Origin of the sequence: Streptomyces triticagri, from assembly GCF_003429565.1 — a bacterium.
Taxonomy (GTDB): domain Bacteria; phylum Actinomycetota; class Actinomycetes; order Streptomycetales; family Streptomycetaceae; genus Streptomyces; species Streptomyces triticagri.
The window spans coordinates 39,124-58,088 of the sequence record NZ_QUAK01000079.1 but is presented as its reverse complement, the minus strand read 5'-3'; the positions used below and the strand labels follow the sequence as shown (position 1 = coordinate 58,088).

Annotated in this window: 16 protein-coding genes and 1 pseudogene; 7 read left to right on the top strand and 10 right to left on the bottom strand. The window is 72.3% G+C overall.

Annotated elements, in window-relative coordinates:
• Nucleotides 1–38 precede the first annotated feature (38 nt).
• Nucleotides 39–1,547 carry an MDR family MFS transporter gene (locus DY218_RS14790; protein WP_128556477.1) on the top strand — a complete coding sequence of 503 codons (1,509 nt, stop codon included), beginning with the start codon at nt 39–41 and terminating at the stop codon, nt 1,545–1,547.
• A 120-nt stretch (nt 1,548–1,667) separates the two neighbouring features.
• Here DY218_RS14790 and DY218_RS14785 read toward each other — a convergent pair whose 3' ends face one another.
• The 6 genes from DY218_RS14785 to DY218_RS14760 form a co-directional block, all read right to left on the bottom strand.
• The gene (locus tag DY218_RS14785) at nt 1,668–2,318 is read right to left on the bottom strand and encodes a hypothetical protein (protein ID WP_128556476.1); all 651 of its coding nucleotides are present in this window, start codon (nt 2,316–2,318) and stop codon (nt 1,668–1,670) included.
• Nucleotides 2,319–2,388: 70 nt separating this feature from the next.
• Complete coding sequence (locus tag DY218_RS14780; protein ID WP_233521600.1) at nt 2,389–5,019, bottom strand: dolichyl-phosphate beta-glucosyltransferase; 2,631 nt, start codon at nt 5,017–5,019, stop codon at nt 2,389–2,391.
• The gene (locus DY218_RS14775; RefSeq protein ID WP_128556475.1) at nt 5,016–5,669 is read right to left on the bottom strand and encodes a GntR family transcriptional regulator; all 654 of its coding nucleotides are present in this window, start codon (nt 5,667–5,669) and stop codon (nt 5,016–5,018) included. The genes DY218_RS14780 and DY218_RS14775 overlap by 4 nt, the downstream gene beginning before the upstream one ends.
• 338 nt (nt 5,670–6,007) lie before the next feature.
• The gene (locus tag DY218_RS14770) at nt 6,008–7,360 is read right to left on the bottom strand and encodes an aspartate aminotransferase family protein (RefSeq protein ID WP_128556474.1); all 1,353 of its coding nucleotides are present in this window, start codon (nt 7,358–7,360) and stop codon (nt 6,008–6,010) included.
• 122 nt (nt 7,361–7,482) lie between these two features.
• Nucleotides 7,483–7,794, bottom strand: a complete 312-nt coding sequence (locus DY218_RS14765; RefSeq protein WP_325052001.1) for a transcriptional regulator — start codon at nt 7,792–7,794, stop codon at nt 7,483–7,485.
• Nucleotides 7,791–8,291, bottom strand: coding sequence for a hypothetical protein (locus DY218_RS14760; RefSeq protein WP_128556473.1), 501 nt, complete (start codon nt 8,289–8,291; stop codon nt 7,791–7,793). The genes DY218_RS14765 and DY218_RS14760 overlap by 4 nt, the downstream gene beginning before the upstream one ends.
• Nucleotides 8,292–8,451: 160 nt before the next feature.
• On the opposite strand from DY218_RS14760, the gene DY218_RS14755 reads away from it, so the two are divergent.
• The 5 genes and pseudogenes from DY218_RS14755 (at nt 8,452) to DY218_RS35720 (ending at nt 15,654) form a co-directional block, all read left to right on the top strand.
• A complete protein-coding gene (locus DY218_RS14755) occupies nt 8,452–9,156 on the top strand; it encodes a type 1 glutamine amidotransferase family protein (protein ID WP_128556472.1) in 705 nt (234 codons plus the stop codon).
• On the top strand, nt 9,153–9,710 hold the full coding sequence (locus DY218_RS14750) for a MarR family winged helix-turn-helix transcriptional regulator (protein ID WP_128556471.1): 558 nt from the start codon (nt 9,153–9,155) through the stop codon (nt 9,708–9,710). The genes DY218_RS14755 and DY218_RS14750 overlap by 4 nt, the downstream gene beginning before the upstream one ends.
• A 95-nt stretch (nt 9,711–9,805) precedes the next feature.
• Nucleotides 9,806–10,915: pseudogene (locus DY218_RS35125) on the top strand (serine/threonine-protein kinase); the annotation flags it as partial.
• A gap of 1,046 nt (nt 10,916–11,961) precedes the next feature.
• Nucleotides 11,962–13,521: a substrate-binding domain-containing protein gene (locus DY218_RS14740; RefSeq protein WP_128556470.1), complete on the top strand. Its 1,560-nt coding sequence runs from the start codon at nt 11,962–11,964 to the stop codon at nt 13,519–13,521.
• A 117-nt stretch (nt 13,522–13,638) separates the two neighbouring features.
• On the top strand, nt 13,639–15,654 hold the full coding sequence (locus tag DY218_RS35720) for a serine/threonine-protein kinase (protein WP_325052000.1): 2,016 nt from the start codon (nt 13,639–13,641) through the stop codon (nt 15,652–15,654).
• A gap of 64 nt (nt 15,655–15,718) precedes the next feature.
• Here DY218_RS35720 and DY218_RS14730 read toward each other — a convergent pair whose 3' ends face one another.
• The 3 genes from DY218_RS14730 to DY218_RS14720 form a co-directional block, all read right to left on the bottom strand.
• Nucleotides 15,719–16,147 (bottom strand): PIN domain-containing protein, encoded by a 429-nt coding sequence (locus DY218_RS14730; RefSeq protein WP_128556469.1) that lies wholly within the window; start codon nt 16,145–16,147, stop codon nt 15,719–15,721.
• Entirely contained in the window at nt 16,144–16,410 is a 267-nt protein-coding gene (locus tag DY218_RS14725; RefSeq protein WP_233521599.1) for a hypothetical protein, read from the bottom strand. Before DY218_RS14725 ends, DY218_RS14730 begins: the two co-directional genes overlap by 4 nt.
• A 127-nt stretch (nt 16,411–16,537) precedes the next feature.
• Nucleotides 16,538–17,410 (bottom strand): hypothetical protein, encoded by an 873-nt coding sequence (locus DY218_RS14720; RefSeq protein WP_128556467.1) that lies wholly within the window; start codon nt 17,408–17,410, stop codon nt 16,538–16,540.
• A 344-nt stretch (nt 17,411–17,754) separates the two neighbouring features.
• Between DY218_RS14720 and DY218_RS14715 the strand changes: the two genes are divergently transcribed.
• Entirely contained in the window at nt 17,755–18,582 is an 828-nt protein-coding gene (locus DY218_RS14715; protein ID WP_128556466.1) for a class I SAM-dependent methyltransferase, read from the top strand.
• Nucleotides 18,583–18,612: 30 nt separating this feature from the next.
• Here DY218_RS14715 and DY218_RS14710 read toward each other — a convergent pair whose 3' ends face one another.
• The gene (locus tag DY218_RS14710) at nt 18,613–18,867 is read right to left on the bottom strand and encodes a hypothetical protein (protein ID WP_128556465.1); all 255 of its coding nucleotides are present in this window, start codon (nt 18,865–18,867) and stop codon (nt 18,613–18,615) included.
• Nucleotides 18,868–18,965: the final 98 nt, after the last annotated feature.

The window sequence follows — 18,965 nt, the reverse complement described above, 5'->3', positions numbered from 1 at the left end:
GGGGCGACTGAGACGTGGAACCCCTGCGAGGTGCTGTGATGACCGCTGCCATACCGGAGCAAGCGAAGGACCGGGCGGTGGACGGGCGAACGCCCACCGTGGTCCGGCTGCTGGTGCTCGCCACGTTCGTGGTGATTCTCAACGAGACCATCATGATCAATGCGATCCCGCGCCTGATGGAGTCGCTGCACATCACCGAGCAGTCCGCGCAGTGGGTGTCCACCGCGTTCATGCTCACCATGGCCGCCGTGATTCCGGTCACCGGATGGTTCCTGCAGCGGGTCACCACCCGCCGTGCGTACGCGCTCGCGATGGGCACCTTCCTGCTCGGCACCGTGATCTCGGCCGTCGCACCGTCCTTCGCGGTGCTGCTGGCGGGCCGCATCGTGCAGGCCGCCGGCACCGCCGTGATGATGCCGCTGCTCATGACCACCCTGATGACCGTGGTGCCGGCACAGAACCGCGGCAAGGTGATGGGCAATGTCACCCTGGCCATGTCCGTGGCGCCCGCGCTCGGCCCGGCCGTCTCCGGCGTCATCCTGCAGGCCGGCTCCTGGCGGCTGCTGTTCGTGGTGGTACTGCCGATCGCGGCCGCGGTGACCTGGTTCGGACTGCGCAAGCTGGAGAACATCGGGGAGCAGCAGGCCAGTTCGATCGACTGGTTCAGCGTCAGTGTCGCGGCGCTCGGCTTCGGCGGGCTGGTGTACGGCCTGAGCCTGATCGGTGAGAGCGACCGCAGGACGCTGGGGATCGGCATCGCCGTCGCCGGTGTGCTGGCCATCGCGGTGTTCGCGCTCCGGCAGCTGCGGCTGCAGCGCGGCGGCACGCCCCTGATGGATCTGCGCACGCTGCGATACGGCACCTTCACGCTGTCGCTCGCCCTGCTGTCCATCGGCTTTCTGACGATGCTCGGCTCGATGATGCTGCTGCCGCTCTACCTGCAGAACGTACGGGGCCTCAGCCCTCTCGAGACCGGCCTGATCGTGATGCCGGGCGGACTGGCCATGGGCCTGCTCGGGCCGAGCGTCGGCAAGGCCTTCGACCGGTTCGGCAGCCGTGCCCTGGTGGTGCCCGGTTCGGCGGGCATCGCGCTCGCGCTCGCCGGTTTCACCCAGATCGCGATGACGACTCCGTACTGGCAGATCCTCGGCCTGCACGTGCTGCTGATGGTGAGCCTGGCGGGGACGTTCACGCCGGTGTTCGCGCTCGGCATGGGTGCGCTACCGCCGCATCTGTACTCCCACGGCAGCTCGATCCTTGGCACGCTTCAGCAGGTCGCGGCCGCGTTCGGCACCGCGCTGATGGTGACCGTGATGTCGGCGCGCACCACCAGCCGGATCGCGGACGGTGTGGCCGCGGTGCCCGCGCAGGTCAGCGGCATGAAGCTGGGCTTCGCCGTGGCGGCCGCGCTCGCCCTGGTCACCATCGCCATCGCACTGAAGCTGCCGCAGCGGGTCGCGGAGACCCACGCGGGCGAGGACGTGGACGCGGGCGACGCGGACGCCGGGGACCCGGAAGTAGCCGAGCCCATCGCCGTCAAGGCATAGCCGGGCCCGCCGCAGGAGCCCCCACCGAGGCCGGCCAGGCCCCGGTGGGCGGCGCCCGCCGGTCGATGCTCGGCAGACGGTCGTTCAACTGAAGACGGTCGTTCAGTTGAAGACGGTCGTTCAGCTGAAGACGATCATCGAGCCCTGGCCGAGGCAGCGGGTCGCGGCCGCGTGCAGGCCGAGCCAGACATGGCGTTCTCGCGCGAAGGGGCTCTCGTCGTACGGGGCGGGCGCCGCCGGTTCCTCGAGGTCCGTGGGGCCCTCGGGGGCCTGCGGCGCGGCCGGCGGGTTCGCCGGGTCGATGCCGATCGCGGGCGCCACGAACTCCAGCTCGCGCAACAGCGCCTGCGCGGAGCCGAGCGGGCCGCCGCCCTCCAGGAGATCGTCGTTCACCAGCGGCTCGGCGAAGTCCACGGGGACGTACGCGCCCGCGTGGTCGTAGTGCCACACCAGATGCGACTGCTGCGCGGTCGACTCGAACATCTCCAGGAGCTGCTCGTAGTCGCCGCCGAGCTCGTCCACCGGCGTCACCGGCAGCCCGCAGATCTGCAGCAGATAGGCGCGGCGCAGGAAGTGCAGCGCGTCGTAGTCGAAGCCGGCGACCGGGGCGACGTCCCCGGACAGGCCCGGCATGTACGAGAAGACCGGTACCGGCGGCAGTCCCGCCTCACCGAGGGTGCGGTCGTAGAGGGCGAGCTCTTCGGAGAAGGGGTTGTCGGGGCTGTGGCACAGCACATCGACCAGGGGGACGAGCCACAGGTCACACGCCAAGAGAGCTCCTCACTTCGTCGTCCGGCCAGGTGGGCGGCCGTCCAGGCAGGGTAATGGCGAAACGGCCGGGTCAGCTGCCCCCGTGCAGATCCCAGACCAGGACTCCGCCGATCCACGTCCCCTGGCGCCCCAGGAGCCCCTCCAGTGTCGTCCGCAGGGCCTCGGTGTGCCGCTGCGGCGGCAGCACCAGGGCGCCCGCCCGCCAGAACTCCAGGTCCGCGCGGGCCTGTTCGCGCCACGCCTTCGACAGCTGCGGGACGCGGCCGCTGACCGCGACCTCGCGCAGCAGGTTCGAGGTGTGCCGCGGCACGGCCCCGTAGATGCCTCTGCGGTCCTCGCCGTACGGGCCGTTGAAGTAGCCGCCCGGCAGCCGGAAGCCGAGGTCGGCAGTGGTCTGCCAGTGCAGGGCCTCCGCGGCGCCCGGATCCGGCAGCGGCACCGGCACCAGGGACTCGCCGGCCGCGGTGTCGACGTACCTGCGCCAGGTCCCGTCCGCGATGAAGCCCGGCACCTTCGCGCGGTCCACGGTGTGCAGCGGCCCCGGCACGATCGGGAGCAGCGCCGCCGCGACCGCGAGCAGACCCGCGACGGGGCCCGCCACCCCGCGACGTACGGGCCACTCCCCGCGCCCGTCCTCCCCACGCCCGTCCTCCTCGCGCCGCCGCCCCAGCTCCCGTACGAGCTCATGGACGCCGAGCGCCACCAGCATGCCGAGCACCGGGGCGCACACCATCGCCACCCGCGACTCGATCACCGACTCGAAGAGCGGCTGGTGCGCGAGCGCCCGCCACGGCCCGGTCAGCACCGTGTCCGTGCCCGGCACCCGGAACTTCGGGCCGAGCGACAGGAGCGCCGCCGCGAGCGCCGTCCACGCGAGCGCCTTGACCAGCGGCCGCCCCCACATCCGTACGACGATCGCGAAGGCGAGAAGCAGCAGCGGCCAGCCGAAGAACGCGTTCTGCTCGGTGATGTTCAGGGCGAGGCCGTCCGCGGTCGCCCGGTCGCCGGCGAGCGAGCGCTCCGCGAAGGAGAGCAGGGCGAGCGGGCTGTTGCCCGCGCCGTCGCCGTGCAGCACCGAGTGGTAGCTCCCCGGGCCGAAGAACTGCCACCACAGCGGGAACGCCACGATCGGCAGGAACACCGCAAGCGCGATCCCGGTCCCGCGGGCGAGGGGCGTCAGCGCCGCCCGCGCGACGTCCGGGCGCACCGCCGCGTAGCCGAGCGCGAAGAGCAGCAGTCCCATCGCCGCGAGCAGCAGCGGCTCCTCGCCGAGGAAGATCTGGTACGCCGTGAACAGGCCGAGCAGCACCCCGTCCCGCACCACCCGGGTGCCCTCGCAGAGCCGCAGCGCCCGGTCGACGATCAGCGGGAGCATGAACAGGACGACGAAGTTGGGATGCGCGTTGGCGTGGCTCACCATCGGGGGCGCGAAGGCGGCGAGCGCGGCGCCGGTGACCGCCGCGGCCCGGCCCACACCGAGCCGGCGCCGGATCAGCCAGTACCAGGCGTAGCCGGTGGCGGCCAGGCCGAGCGTCATCACCAGGGACAGGCTGACCGCGGGGCCGAGGAGTTCGGTGATCGGGGCGAACGGCACGGAGAGGCCGAGCATCACCGTGTTCGCCATCAGGTTCACGCCGTCGGGGAAGCCCTGCAGATCGGTGAAGAGCGGATTCCGCAGGTGCAGCACATTGTCCGCGGTGACCGCGAAGAACCACTCCCACTGGTTCTGGTCCTGCAGCGAGTCCGGCAGATAGCGGCCGCCCGGGTCGGCCCAGCGGCCCATCTGGAGGAGGAAGGCGGCGAGGAGGAAGAGCCCGGCCACGGCCAGGTCCCGGCGCCGCGCCTGCCTGCGGGGAGTCCGGTCGGCCCAGCGCGGCGTGCGGGCCGGCGTCCGGTCCGGCGTGCGGCCCGGTGTGCGGTCCCTGCCGCCCCGGCGGTCCCTGCCGCCCCGGCTCCGGACCCGCAGCGCGGCCAGCTCCGCGAGTACGCCCGCATAGTCCCGCGGCCGCACCTTCGACCCCTCCTGATGCGCCCACCGCACCGGGACCTCCGCGAGCGGCCAGCCCTGCCGGCGGAAGTACTGCAGCACCTCGACGTCGATCGCCCAGCCGTCCACCCGGGTCGCCGCGAACGCCTCCCGCGCACGGTCGCCGTCGAACAGCTTGAAACCGCACTGGGTGTCCTTGATCCCCGGCACCGCGACCGCGCGTATCAGGAAGTTCCCGCCCCGGCCGAGCAGTTCACGGGCCCGGTGCTGATGCGTCTCGATCGATGCCCCGGGCAGCGCCCGCGAGCCGATCGCGGCCGTCGCGCCCGTCCGGGTCAGCTCCTCGTCGAGCCGGTCCAGCTCCTCGATCGGCGTCGCCAGATCCGCGTCCGTGACGAGCACCCGGCGGCCGTACGAGGCGCACACCCCGAGCCGCAGCGCATGCCCCTTGCCGCGGTTGGTGTCGCCGGCGACGACATGCACGGACGGCTCCTCGGCGGCCGCGGCCTCGGCGACCGCGCGGGTGCCGTCCGTGGAGCCGTCGTCGACGACGATCAGCTCCCAGTTCTCGAACCGGCTCTTCTGCAGATGGTCGGCGATCGCCCGGAGCGTCGGGCCGAGCCGTTGCTCCTCGTTGTATGCCGGCACCACGACGGTCAGCTCCACCTCGGCCGTGGCCGCCCCCGTCCCCGCGTCCACGGCCGCGCCGGTCACTTGGCGAGGCGCTCGGCCTGGGCGAGCGCGTCCGCGTAGTACTCCCTGACCAGCGTCCGAGCCCGCGCCACATCGCGCTGCTCGACCGCCGCCACCAGCTCCAGATGCCCGCACCACAGCTGCTCGCGCCGGCCGTCGCGGCGCAGCAGCGGCACCAGGAACACCCAGGCCTGTACGCGCATCCGGTGCAGGAACTCCGACAGATACGGATTGCCGAAGAGGGTGCTCAGCTCGCGCCAGTAGCGCAGGTCGTAGCCGATCAGCACGTCCAGGTCGCCGGCGCCGGCCGCGCGCTGCGCCTCCTCCGCGCGGCGCCGCACCGACAGCACGGCGTCCGCGAGGTCGCCCGGGGGGCGTTCCGCGATGCCCTGGAAGAGCGCCTCGGCGACCAGACCGCGTGCCTCGACCATGCCCCGATAGTCCTCGATGGAGAACTCGTGCACCCGGAACCCCCGGTGCTGGACGGAGTCCAGGAGACCCTGCGCGGACAGATCGACGAGCGCTTCCCGCACGGGGGTGGCGGAGACCCCGTACTGCTCGGCGATCTCCTTCACGGTGAACTCGTGCCCCGGGTGCAGCCGCCCGGCCAGCACCTCGTCGCGCAGCGCATCGGCGATCTGCTGGCGCAGGGTGCTGCGGGTCACGCGCATGAGGGTGCGACTCCCCCCGGGGGTTGTGGTGGTGTGGGTGGCCCTGGCGGGCCTGGTCGGCAGCCACCCTATGTCCTCCCGGACAGGGGGTGGGGTTTTGGTCAGGGGGGGGTGGGCGGTCTGGGGCTCTGGCTCCGGTGGCGTCGGGGTGCGGTTTCCAGCCCCGGCGCTGGGGCGCCTTGTCCTCAATCGCCGGACAGGCTCTTCTTTCGCCCTGGCGGGCTCGTCCTCAAACGCCGGACGGGCTGAAAAATGTCCTCCAGCGCCGGACGGGCTGAAGATGCCCTCCAGCGCCGGACCGGATGGGTATTCGCCCTGGCTGGCCGCCGTCGTGGGTGTTACAGGTGGGCGTCCGCGACTGTGAGGGCCTCGTCGAGGAGGGTCAGGCCGTCCTTGGCTTCGGTCTCGGAGATGTTGCAGGCCGGGACGACGTGAGTGCGGTTCATGTTGATGAAAGGCCAGAGGCCGGACTTCTTGCAGGCGGTGGCGAAGGCGGTCATCGGGGCGTTCGCCTCGCCGGAGGCGTTGTACGGGACCAGGGGTTCGCGGGTGTCCGGGTCGCGGACCAGTTCCAGGGCCCAGAACGCGCCGAGCCCGCGCACCTCGCCCACCGACGGGTGGCGGTCCGCCAGGTCACGCAGGCCGGGGCCGAGGACGTCCCGGCCGATCCGGGCCGCGTGCTCGACGACGCCTTCCTCGGCCATCACGTCGATCGTCGCCACCGCCGCGGCGCAGGCCAGCGGGTGTCCCGAGTACGTGAGCCCGCCGGGGTACGGCCTGCGGGCGAAGGTGTCCGCGATCTCGCCGGAGATGGCGACACCGCCGAGCGGCACGTACCCCGAGTTGACGCCCTTGGCGAAGGTCAGCAGATCGGGGACGACGTCGAAGTGTTCGGCCGCGAACCACGTCCCCGTACGCCCGAAGCCGGCCATCACCTCGTCCAGGACGAGCACGATCCCGTACCGGTCGCAGATCTCCCGGACGCCGGGCAGATAGCCGGGCGGCGGGACCATGATGCCCGCGGTGCCGGGGATCGTCTCCAGGATGATCGCGGCGATCGACTGCGGGCCCTCGTAGGCGATCGTGTCCTCGAGGTGCCGCAGCGCCCGCGCGCACTCCTGCTCCTCGGTCTTGGCGTAGAACGGCGAGCGGTACAGGAACGGCGCCCAGAAGCGCACGACGCCCGCACTGCCGTTGTCCGAGGCCCAGCGCCGCGGGTCCCCGGTCAGGTTGATCGCCGCGGCGGTCGCTCCGTGGTACGAGCGGTAGGCGCTGAGGATCTTGGGGCGGCCGGTGTGCACCCGGGCCATGCGGGCGGCGTTCTCGACGGCCTCCGCGCCACCGTTGGTGAAGAAGATCTTGTCGAGGTCGCCCGGGGTGCGCTCGGCGATCAGGCGCGCGGCCTCGGACCGTACGTCGATCGCGAAGGCCGGCGCGAAGGTGGCGAGCCGGCCCGCCTGCTCCTGGACCGCGGTGACCACCTTGGGGTGCTGGTAGCCGATGTTGGTGTAGACGAGGCCGCTGGTGAAGTCGAGGTAGCGATTGCCCTCGTAGTCCCAGAAGTGGGCGCCCTCGGCGCCGGCGACGGCGAGCGGATCGATCAGCTCCTGCGCTGACCAGGAGTGGAAAACATGGGCGCGGTCCGCGGCCTTGACCGCGGCACCCTTGGCGGGATCGGCATGAGGGGTCATGCGGCCGAGGGTAGATGTCCGGCATGTGAGCTGTGCATCGGCGTCCTGTCTGGGCCTGGCGGGGGGCGCGCGACACAGTGTCCGGTCAGGTCGACAGCGGGGCGGGGACGACCGGCGCCCCGTCACGGCCCCACGATCGCCCGCAGCGCGGCCAGGTGTCCGCGGTACGCCGCCACACCCTCGGAGGTCATGCGGAGCCACACCCTCTGCCGGGTGGCGCGTACGGCCTTGCGCTGGGCGACGTATCCCGCGTCCATCAGGACCGTGACGTGCTTGCTCAACACCGAGGCCGATACGCCCAGTTGCTCCTGCACGGCACCGAACTCCGCCTCGCCCGCGGTGTCGAGGAGTGCACAGATCCGCAGGCGGTTCGGGGCGTGCACGATCCCGTCGAAGCCCGCCATCACGTCCTCGCCGCGGGACTTGGCCGTCACGCCGACTTCCGGTGCAGGCGGACGAAGGCCAGGTGGAAGCCGATCGAGGTGGCACCCGCGAGCAGCGCGGCGCCGACCAGCCAGCCCGGCCACCCGGTCGTACGGAAGGCGACGGCCGAGCCGATCAGGATCGCCGGGAGGCCGATGAAGAGCGGCACGGTGGCGCGCTTCGGCAGCACGTCCAGGCGCAGGGCGACTCCGGTCCGGTGGCGCCAGTTGCGCGCGGCGACCGCGAACAGGCCGGTGAACAGCAGGACCATCAGCAGCAGCACGCCGATCCACGCGGGCCGGGGCAACAGCCAGTCCTCGTCCGCCATCACGCCTCCGTAGGCGATCGGCAGGGCGGCGCTGTACAGCGTCAGACAGACCGCGAACCAGGCCGGCCACGGCGTGGCCGACAGGGCCGTCGTCGAGGTGCGGACCTCTTCGGCCTCGGCCAGTGCGGTGCGCGCCTGCTCGGGCGTGATGCCGCCCGGTGGCGTGGTGTCGGTCGGCATGGTCGGACCTCCCCGTCAGTTTCCGTTACGGAAAGAGTAGCGCTCTCTTTCCGACTTGGAAAGAGAGCGCCACAAAGCGAGAGCTTGACAGCATACTGCCTTTTTGACAGCATGCTGTCATAGTGCATCACGCAGTCCAGCGGATCACCCGGAGGACGTCATGAGCAGCAACAGCCCCGTCGCACCGACCAGGACCGTCTACGCAGCCGTCTACGAGGCGTACGCGGACTGGGAGACCGGCCACACGACCGCATACCTCGCGCGCGGCGGCCATCCGGTCCGCACCGTCGGGCTCACCCGTGACCCCGTCACCAGCATCGGCGGGCTGCGCATCACGCCCGACCTCGCGCTGGACGAGCTGCGCGCCGAGGACGCCGCGCTGCTGATCCTGGCCGGCAGCGATCTCTGGGACACGGGCGACGAGTTGGCCCCCTTCGCCCGCAAGGCCCGCGAGTTCGTCGACGCCGGGGTGCCCGTCGCCGCGATCTGCGGCGCGACCGCGGGCCTCGCCCGCGAGGGGCTGCTCGACGACCGGAAGCACACCAGCGCCATCTCGTACTACCTGGCGGCCACCGGGTACGACGGCGGGAAGCACTACGTCGAGGCGGACGCGGTCACCGACGGCGGGATCGTGACGGCCGGCCCGACCGAGCCGGTCGCCTTCGCCCGCGAGGTGCTCGGTCTGCTCGGGGTGTACGAGGGCGAGTTGCTCGACGCCTGGTACCGCCTCTTCCACGACTCGGACCCGAGCGCGTACGAAACCCTCGCCGCGGCCGAAGCGGAGGCAGAAGCGGACGCGGAGGTTGAGACTGGGACTGGGACCGGGACTGAGGCCGAGGCGGGCTCCGAGGCGGCCGCCCGGTGACGCGGGCGCAGCAGGATCTACTCAGCCGCACGGCACTCGACGTCTTCCGGCTCAACGGCCAATTCCTGCGCATCGCGGACGAGTTGGCGTCCCCGGCCGGGCTCAGCGCGGCCTGGTGGCAGGTACTCGGCGCAGTGCTCGACGCGCCCGATTCCGTCTCCGGTATCGCCCGCACCATGGGCATCACCCGGCAGAGCGTGCAGCGCATCGCCGACCGCCTGGTCGCCGACGGCCTCGCGGACTACGCGCCCAACCCTGCCCACCGCAGGGCCAAACTCGTCACCCCCACCGACCGGGGCCGCGCGGCGGTACGGCGGATCGACCCCGGGCACGCGCTCTTCGCGGCGCGGCTCGCCGCCGAGCTCGGCGAGGCGGAGTTCGCGGAGACCGCCCGGGTGCTCGACCGGCTCTCGGCGGCGATGAGCACGGTGCTCGGCGAGGACACGGCGGCGAAGTCCGGGGCGGGCAGCGCCCCCGGGCCCGACGCCGGGAACAGGTCCACGTCCGACGCCCGGCGCACCGCCACGACCGAGGCCGGATCCGCGCCCGGGTAACCATTGCGCCACGGCCGGTGAGGCGCCCGGATTTCCGGGACTATTCTCACTGCGTACAGCAGTACGGGGGACAGGTACGGGGGAAGGGCGCCGTCATGGACAAGCTCGGGCCGACGGATCCGCAGCGGATCGGGGCCTACCGCCTCATCGCACGGCTCGGCGCGGGAGGAATGGGCGAGGTCTATCTGGCCCGTTCGGCGCGCGGCCGCACGGTCGCGGTGAAGCTCGTCCGGCAGGAACTGGCCGAACAGCAGGAGTTCCGGGACCGGTTCCGGCAGGAGGTGCAGTCCGCGCGGCGGGTCGGCGGGCAGTGGACCGCACCGGTGCTCGACGCGGACACCGAGGCCGTCATCCCCTGGGTGGCGACCGGCTACGTGGCGGGGCCTTCGCTCGGCACGGTCGTCTCGCGCGACCACGGCCCGCTGCCCGAGCGCTCGACCCGCATCCTCGCCGCCGGACTCGCGCACGCGCTGCGCGACATCCACGCCGCCGGCCTGGTGCACCGCGACCTCAAGCCGTCCAACGTCCTCATCACCATCGACGGCCCCCGCGTCATCGACTTCGGCATCGCACGCGCCCTGGAGACCGTGACCGACGGCGGACTGACCCGGACCGGCGCGCTCGTCGGCTCGCCCGGATTCATGGCGCCCGAGCAGGTGCGCGGCGACCGGATCACGCCCGCCTGCGACGTCTTCTGCCTGGGTTCCGTACTGGCGTACGCGGCGAGCGGCATGCTGCCCTTCGGCACCGCCACGAGCGGGGTGCACGCACTGATGTTCCGGATCGCGCAGGAGGACCCCGACCTCTCCGAACTCCCGGAAGGCCTCCAGGAGTTGGTGTCCGACTGCCTGGCCAAGGACCCGGACGCGCGGCCGTCGCTCGAGGAGATCCTGGAGCGCACCGGCGCGGACACCACCGTCAACGACGGCCGGGCGAAGGACCCTTGGCTCCCCGGCGTCCTGGTCGCCCAACTCGGCCGCCACGCCGTCCAGTTGCTGGACTCGGAGGATCCCGACGAGACACCGGGGACGGGAGCGGCCGGAGGCGCGGGACCGGCCGGAGGCGCGGGAGCGGCCGGAGGCGCGGGAGCGGCATCCGCTCCAACCGGCGGCGAATCCTCGGGTGCCGAACAGGCAGGTGCCGAACCCGCGGGCACCGCGAACGCCGCCCCCGACACCCCGACTCCCGCCCCACCCCCACCGGGCNCGCCCCCGACACCCCGACTCCCGCCCCACCCCCACCGGGCACCCCCGGCACCCCCTCCGTCGACCACCTGCCGACCATGTCCGCCGGCAGCGCCCCGCCACCCGGCCCACCCCCGGGCGCCGCAGCACCCGCCCCCGGACAGGCACAGGGCACCGCCTACGGCTACCCGCACCCCCAGAGCGCCCACGGCCACCCGCACTACCAGGGCGGCGCCCCGTATCCCACCGACGGCTGGAGCGGCAGCACCTCCCCGTACGGATCGCCGTACGGCCACACCCCGCCGTACGGACCCCCGCAGCCGAGGCGAAGCGGACGCGGCACCGCCGTGCTGGTCGCCGTGGCGCTGGTCGTGGCGCTCGGCGCGGGCGGCGCCGTGTACGCCCTGATGAACGGCGACGACGGTACGAAGAGCGGCGCGAGCGGCACCGGCAGCAGCCAGGACGCCAAACAGCGCGGCGACGGCTCCCCGAGCCCCGACGGTGACGACGCAGGCCGGTCCTCGTCCTCCGACAGCCCGTCCCCCGGCGACGACTCGCCCCCGGCGAGCGGCGAGGTGCCCGAGCGCTATCTCGGCACCTGGCGCGCCGACTTCCCGGCGGACGGCGGCACCAACACCCGGGTCATGACCATCGTCCAGGGCGACACCGACGACGTCGTGATGACCCTCGACGGCAAGGGCCCCAGTCACGACTGCCGCTGGGAGGCCACCCTGCGCTCGGGCACCGGCGACGATCTGCAGCTCGGCCCGTCCTCCGTGATCAAGGGCGACCCGGCCTCCTGCAAACCCGGCCAGACCAGCGTGCTGCGGATGCACGGCCCCGACACCCTGGAGCGCGAACTCGTCGGCAGCGGCGGGGACCCCCTCACGTACACGAAGGACTGACCGCCCCGCCCTCGCTGCTGCCTCCCTCCAACCCGCCCCGCACACACAGAAGTTGAACAGCTGACGAACACCGGCCGAAGGCCTGCCCGACCGTCTCCCACCTCCGACGACTGCTTCGTACGGTGACCGGACCAACCATCCGGAACACCGTGCGAGGCACCCGTGGAGTGGCTGACCGCCGAGAACGTCATCGCCGTGTTCTCCCTGATCGTCGGCGTCATCGCACCCGTCGCGATCTTCTGGTACGAGCGCCGGGTGCCGCGCCGCCGGCGGATCGGCCACCGCGTGCAGATGGACGCACCGATCGGCAGCGCCCAGCTGGAGGAGGCGGACGAGGCGCGGCTCGGGGTCTTCGACGAGATAGCCGGCCTGCCGGACGCCACGCTCGTCCTGATCCGCATCGAGAACGACGGCTCGCAGGCCATCCTCGCCACCGACTACACCAGCCCGCGCCCGTACGGCCTGACCGTCGAGTTCACCGGCCGCACGGTCCGCGGAGTCGCGCTGACCGAGCGCAACATCGACGACCTGATGGAGCACTTCGGCCCCGAGTCCGGCTTCAGCAGCGACGACCACCTCGTACGGCTGCCCAAGGTGCCCGTGAACAGCGGCGGCTTCTACAAGATCCTCGTCATGCTCACCGGCGGCCCCGCCGACAGCGACATCCGGGTGACCGGCGGCCTCGCGAACGGCTCGGTGGAGCCCAACAGATCCACCACCCTGGACGAACGCCCCACCCGCTTCCACCGGATGGCCAAAGGACTGACCACGGTCCTGACCGTCTTCGTGCTGGTGCTCGCCTCGATGATCCTGCTGCGCGACAGCGACCGGCCCGCACCACCCATGGGCTGCGAGAAGGGCACGATCACGGTCACCGGATCCACCGCATTCGAGCCGGTCGCCGAGGAGTTGGCGAAGAAGTACATGCGGGACTGCCCCGGTTCGACCGTCGACATCGACGCGCGCGGCAGCACCGCGGGAATCCAGGCGCTCGACGCGGCCGGACGCGAGGCGGACGGCGGCTCGCCGGCGATCGTCACCCTGTCCGACGGACCGAAGCCGCCCGGCTTCGGCGATCTGCGCGAGAACAGCGTCGCCGTCTCCGCCTTCGCCCTCGTCGTCCACCAGGGCGTCAGCGGCGTCGACGACCTCACCCTCGACCAGGTCCGCCGGATCTACCGCGGCGAGATCCGCACCTGGCAGCCGCTCGGCGGCCCGAACCTGCCCATCGTCCTCATCAGCCGCGACGCCGGCTCCGGCACCCGCGAGGTCTTCCAGCGCCGCGTCCTCGGCCGCAACGAACCCGCCAACTCCTCCCGCGACTGCCGCACGAAGGACGACCCCCGCGCCCCCGTCATCCGCTGCGAACTCGACTCCACACCCCAGGTCCTGGACACCGTCGCCCGCACACCGGGCGCCATCGGCTACAGCGAACTGCGCTCCGGCAGCCGCCCCGAGGGCACCGAGGTACTGCGTCTCGACGGGCACACACCCACGGTCGGCGAGGAGGCGGACCCCTCGGGCGGCGGCAGCGGGGACGCGTACCCCTTCCGAGAGACCGAGTACGCGTACACCTACGGGCGGCCGCCCGCGAACTCCCTGGTCTCCAGCTTCCTCAACTACATGAGCCGGGGCAGCGGCCAGGACGTGATGCGCACCCACGGCCACGTGCCGTGCGCGGCACCGGACGGCATCGCACTGTGCGCAAAGCGCAACAAATAGAGCCTGTCCGGCACATCAAGCCCGTCCGGCGCTTGAGGACGAGGCCGCCAGGCCGATGCCTGGGTAACGAAACACAACGCCCGCGACACCGCCCACCGGATATACCAGACTGCCCCCATGGACCAGCTGACCTCCGAGGACCCGACCCACATCGGCCCCTACCGGCTCCTGAGCCGGCTCGGCGCAGGCGGCATGGGCCGCGTCTACCTCGCCCGCTCCGAGGGCGGCCGCACGGTCGCCGTGAAGGTCGTACAGCCGGAGCTGGCCGAACAGCCCGAATTCCGGACGAGGTTCGCCCAGGAGGTCGCGGCGGCCCGCCGCGTCGGCGGCGAATGGACCGCTCCCGTCCTGGACGCCGACACGGACGCCCCCACCCCCTGGGTCGCCACCGCCTACGTCCCCGGCCCGGACCTGCACACGGTCGTCCGCACCGACCACGGACCGCTCCCCGCCGACTCCGTACGCACCCTGGCCGGAGGCCTCACCCACGCACTGCAGGCCATCCACGGTGCCGGACTGATCCACCGCGACCTCAAACCGTCCAATGTGCTCCTGACGTTCGACGGCCCCCGCGTGATCGACTTCGGCATCGCACGCGCCGTGGACACCGTGGCCGACGGAGTGCACACCCGCACCGGCGCGATCGTCGGCTCCCCCGGCTTCATGTCGCCGGAGCAGGTCCGCGGCCGGCCCATCGGCGCGGCGAGCGACGTCTTCTGCCTGGGCTCCGTCCTGGCGTACGCGGCCACGGGGCTCGCCCCGTTCGGCACGTCGGAGATCGGCATGCACGCGCTGCTGTTCCGGGTCGCCGAGGAGGAGCCGGACCTAACCGGCCTGCCCGACTCGCTGCTCCCGCTGGTACGCGACTGCCTGGCGAAGGATCCGGCCGAACGCCCTTCCGTCGCCGACCTGTTGACCCGTACGGAGACCCCCTCCGAGGTCTCCGGCCCTTGGCTCCCCGCCACCCTCCTGCACAGCCTCGGCCGGCACGCGGCCCAACTCCTCGACGCGGACGCGTCGTCCGAGCACGCGGCCGCACCCACGCCGCCACCCGCGCCGACGCCCGCACCACCCCCGACACCGCCGGTGGCGCAGCACCAACCCCCCTCCCCCACACCGGGATTCGGCCCGCCGGCCGCCCCCGCCCGCTCCCGCCCCAAGTGGCTCACGCCGCTCGCCGCCGCCGTGGCGGTGGCGGTACTGGCCGGCGGCGGGCTGCTCGCCTTCAACCTCGCCGGCCAGGACAAGGACTCCGGCGACACCGCGGGCACCGGCGGTGCGGGCTCCACCCCCGACACCGGCAGCAAGTCCCCGTCCGGCTCGCCCTCCCCGTCCGACCAGGCCGGCCCCGTACCGCCCACGGCCGGCGCCACCGCGCCCACCGACAAGATGCCCACGGCCTCCGACATCCCGGAGAAGTACTTCGGATCCTGGTACGGACCGATCCGCGAGGGCGAGCGCGAGGGCGACATCCAGCGCGTGGAGATCATCAAGAACGAGGACGAAGACAAGGGCGAGAGCGAGCAGCCCGTACTCGCCCACCTCACCACGTACACCAAGGAGCACCGGCTCTGCGTGCAGACCGCGTATGTCACCTCTGTGGACGGGCAGTTGACGCTGGGCCTGCCCAAGGGCGAGTCCGCCGAGGACACGGCGGGCGCGACCCGCGACGCGTGCGGCACCGCGCCGGGCGCGGCACTGCAGGCCGTCGGCGACAGCACGATGCGCTGGGCGGCCGTCGACGGCGAGTCCGGCGCCCTGCGCAGCACCGAAGGCGGCGAGAAGGCCCTGCCCGACGGCTATGCGGGAAGCTGGCGGACCACCACGAAGCAGGACGGCAAGAAGGTCCCCGTCCTGCTCCAGCTCAAGCAGGGCCGCGCCGGCACCCCCGTCGCCCGCCTCTCCACGGACACCGAGGACCGCACCTGCGTCTCGGAGGCCCGGCTCTTCCTCATCGATCGCGGCGCCCTCATCCTCGGCCCGGCCGCCATCAAGCAGGCCACCCCGAAGAACGCCTGCAAACCCACCCCGTCCTTCGGCGTCAAACTCGCCCCGACCGATTCCAACAAACTCGGCCTGAAGAGCTCCACGGACGAGGACAACGAGGAGATCACGTTCAACAGGGTGCGGTAGCCCCGGCGAGAGCCGGGGCCACTGCCGGGCCGGGGATCCGACCCCGTCCTGCCCGGAAGAGCGGTCAGCCCTCGATCCGGACGGCCCGCACGCCGGTGCCGCGGTACCGCCCGGGCTCACGTGTCAGGATCGGGCGACCCCGCGGCCACTCGACCGACGGCAGCCCCAGGTGCAGCGCGTGTGCGCCGCCCCAGTCGTCCGCTCCGGCGCGGCCGGCCTCGATCCGGACGCGTTTACCCATGGCCGCGGCCGCGTCGAAGCCCATCTCCGTGATGTCGACGGAGGGCAACGATCCGACATGCTCGGCGACCCCGGCTCGCTCACGCTCGGCCACCGCGAGGCACATCACCGGGATGTAGACGTGCAGGGTCGGGTCCTTCTCGGCTTCGACCACGAACCGGGAGACCATGCGGTTGCCCCCGCCGAGCGCCAACGCCGCGGTGTCGTCCAGGACGATCGCACGGGGCCACGGGTACGTCGATTCGTCGCTCACTGGATCTCCCCCAGGCGCCCGGCCGCCACATCGGCCCAGGCCTTCTCGCCGGCCGCCTCGTCCTCCTCCGTGTACGGCCGGCCGAGGAAGTGCTCCTCGACGTACGCCTTGGTCGCCTCGTAGCGCGCCCGCAGCTCATCCTGCGTCGGCGTCGCCCCGGCCAGCTCCGCGACCAGGTCCCGCATCGTCATGCCGCGTTCCCGCGCCAGCTCGAGGAGGCGGTCACGCACCGCGCGGTCAACCTTGATCGTCGTGTCAGCCATGCGCTCAGTATACCGTGGGTATACCGCCGCTGGGCGTTCGAGTGTGACGGTCATGGCACGTCCCTTTCTGTGGATCTTTCCGGTGACCGGCCCGGAATCGGGCCGGAAGTCATGGATCAGCCGCGCCTCAGCCGGCCCCCACCAGCCCCCCGACCAGCGCCGCCCGCACCGCAACCGCACCGCGACGGGCCGCGGAGCGGAAGGCCTCGGCGCCGGGAGTGCGCACGGCGCCCTCCGGTGGCGCCGGCGCGGCGAGGGTCCGCCCGCGCGGTGTGGGCATCTTGCGGCGCAGCCGGTTCTCGAGCAGGGCGGCCGCGGAATGGACCCGGGGCGGCAGCCCCTGTGTCACCGCGCACCGCACCTCGGAGCTGCTCGCCCCGGCCGCCCACCACTCCTCGACGAGCGGCGCTAGCCGCAGCGCCTCGGCTGGGGCAAGGGAGAGACGGGGTTCGCTGCGGGCGAGAGAGGCGAGCAACCGGGCCGCCCTGCCGCGCAGTTCAGACACCGGCGCCCCAGCCGTCGAGGGCGCCTGATCCGCCCCGGAGGGCGGCTCGGTGTCGACGTCGCGCGTCGGACTCGGCGGGGCGGGAGGTTCTTTCCTCCCACTTCTTTCTCCCGAAGGGAGAGCGCCCGACACGCCGGGCGGCTCGTCGCCGGAGGCCAGGTTTTGAACTTTTTCACCGTCACCCGTTCGTGGCTCATCGTCGTACGGAGTGCCGAACACCTCGTAGACGGTGGAGAGTTGGCCGGACTCCCGGTCCTTGTGGACGTCGCGGCGCAGATACCGGCACTCCTCCAGCTCACGCAGGGCCGCGGCGATCCGCATCCGCCCTTCCTTGCGCTGCTCGGCCATCGACCGGATCGTGGCGCGCGCCCCGTCCGGGAGGCTCAGGAGGTACGTCAGTACGCCCACCGCACACCAGGAGAGGCGTCGGTCACGAAGAAGGGCGTTGGCGAAGATGGTGAAGTCGCGCACGGGCGACGTACGATGAATCCGCATCGGGAGGTGTTGCTCCTGGTGTCGAGCCCCCGGGTGTTGGCGCACCGCGGGGGCAATCTGTTGCGTGGAGTCGGGTTCGAGGGCCGAGGTCGAACTCGGCGCCGCATTCCACGCGATTCCACGCGTTGCAGTTCCTGCAACGTTTGTCAGGCGTGACTCTATGCCCCCGCAAAGGCGCCGACGCAAGCTCGAACTGAGCTTTTACAGACGCCAGTTGGCGATATTCACCCGTGCGAGTGATCCCCTCCGCGGCCGCCCGGGCCGCCGACCGGAACGGCGGGAGACCGTAACGGCTGGCGACCGCAACGGCGGGAGACCGCAACGGCTGGTGGCAGGATCGCCGTATGAGCGAGCACGCGGCGGCCTCAGAGGCGGCGGATCAGGGGTATCTGCTGGACAACCAGCAGACGGAGGCGGGGATTCGCTTCGGGGCACTGAGCGAACTCTTCGATCCCGTCACCTTCCGGCACATCGACGAGATCGGCATCGGCACCGGCATGCGGTGCTGGGAGGTCGGGGCCGGCGGGCCGTCCGTGCCGCGCGGGCTCGCCGAGCGGGTCGGGGACACGGGGCAGGTCGTCGCCACCGACATCGACGTGTCCTGGATGCGGGAGGCCGCGGCCGGCGGCACGATCGAGGTGCTGCGCCACGACGTCGCCGCGGACCCGCCACCGCCGGGAGGCTTCGACCTAGTGCACGCCCGGCTCGTACTCGTCCATGTCACCGACCGCGCCCGGGCGTTGCGGAACATGGTCCAGGCGCTGCGCCCCGGCGGCGCCCTGCTCCTGGAGGACGCCGACCCCGGCCTGCAGCCTCTCCTCTGCCCCGACGAGACCGGCCCCGAACAACGCCTCGCCAACCGACTGCGCTCCGGCTTCCGCGAGTTGATGGCAGGCCGCGGCGCAGACCTCGCGTACGGGCGGACCCTGCCGGGGCTGCTCCGCGCGGCCGGCCTGGACGGTGTGCGGGCCGACGCCTACTTCCCGATCACCTCGCCCGCGTGCGCCGTCCTGGAGGCCGCGACCGTACGGCACATCCGCGGACTCCTGGTGTCCGAAGGCCTCGCCACGGACCAGGAGATCGACCGCCACCTGGCGAACGTCGCCTCCGGCACCCTCGACCTGGCCACGGCACCGATGGTGTCGGCCTGGGGTCGCCGGACCGGCTCATAGGCCACCGGGCACGGGCCACCGGGCCGCGGCTCACTCGGTCTCGTACCGGCTCCAGTCGCGGGGGTTGCCCTCGGTGTCCAGGTCGTGGACGGTCTCGTAGCGGCGCTTGGCGAATCCGTGGCCCATCGTGGCGATGACGGCACCGGGGATCGCGAAGACCGTGGCGGCGTGCAGGGACACCCCGGGGAACGCCATCGCAGGACCGAACACGATCAAGTAGCCGGCCACGCCCATGAGCCGATGATTCGTCCTGTACCAGAGCGGAAGCTCCTGCTGACCAGCCATCTTCCCGTACCTCCCCCGTGACCCCGACGGCGCCGCGGACCGGCGGCCGGGTTGTGAAGACTCGACCGTACTAGGAAGCGCAATGTCGCGGGCGGCCG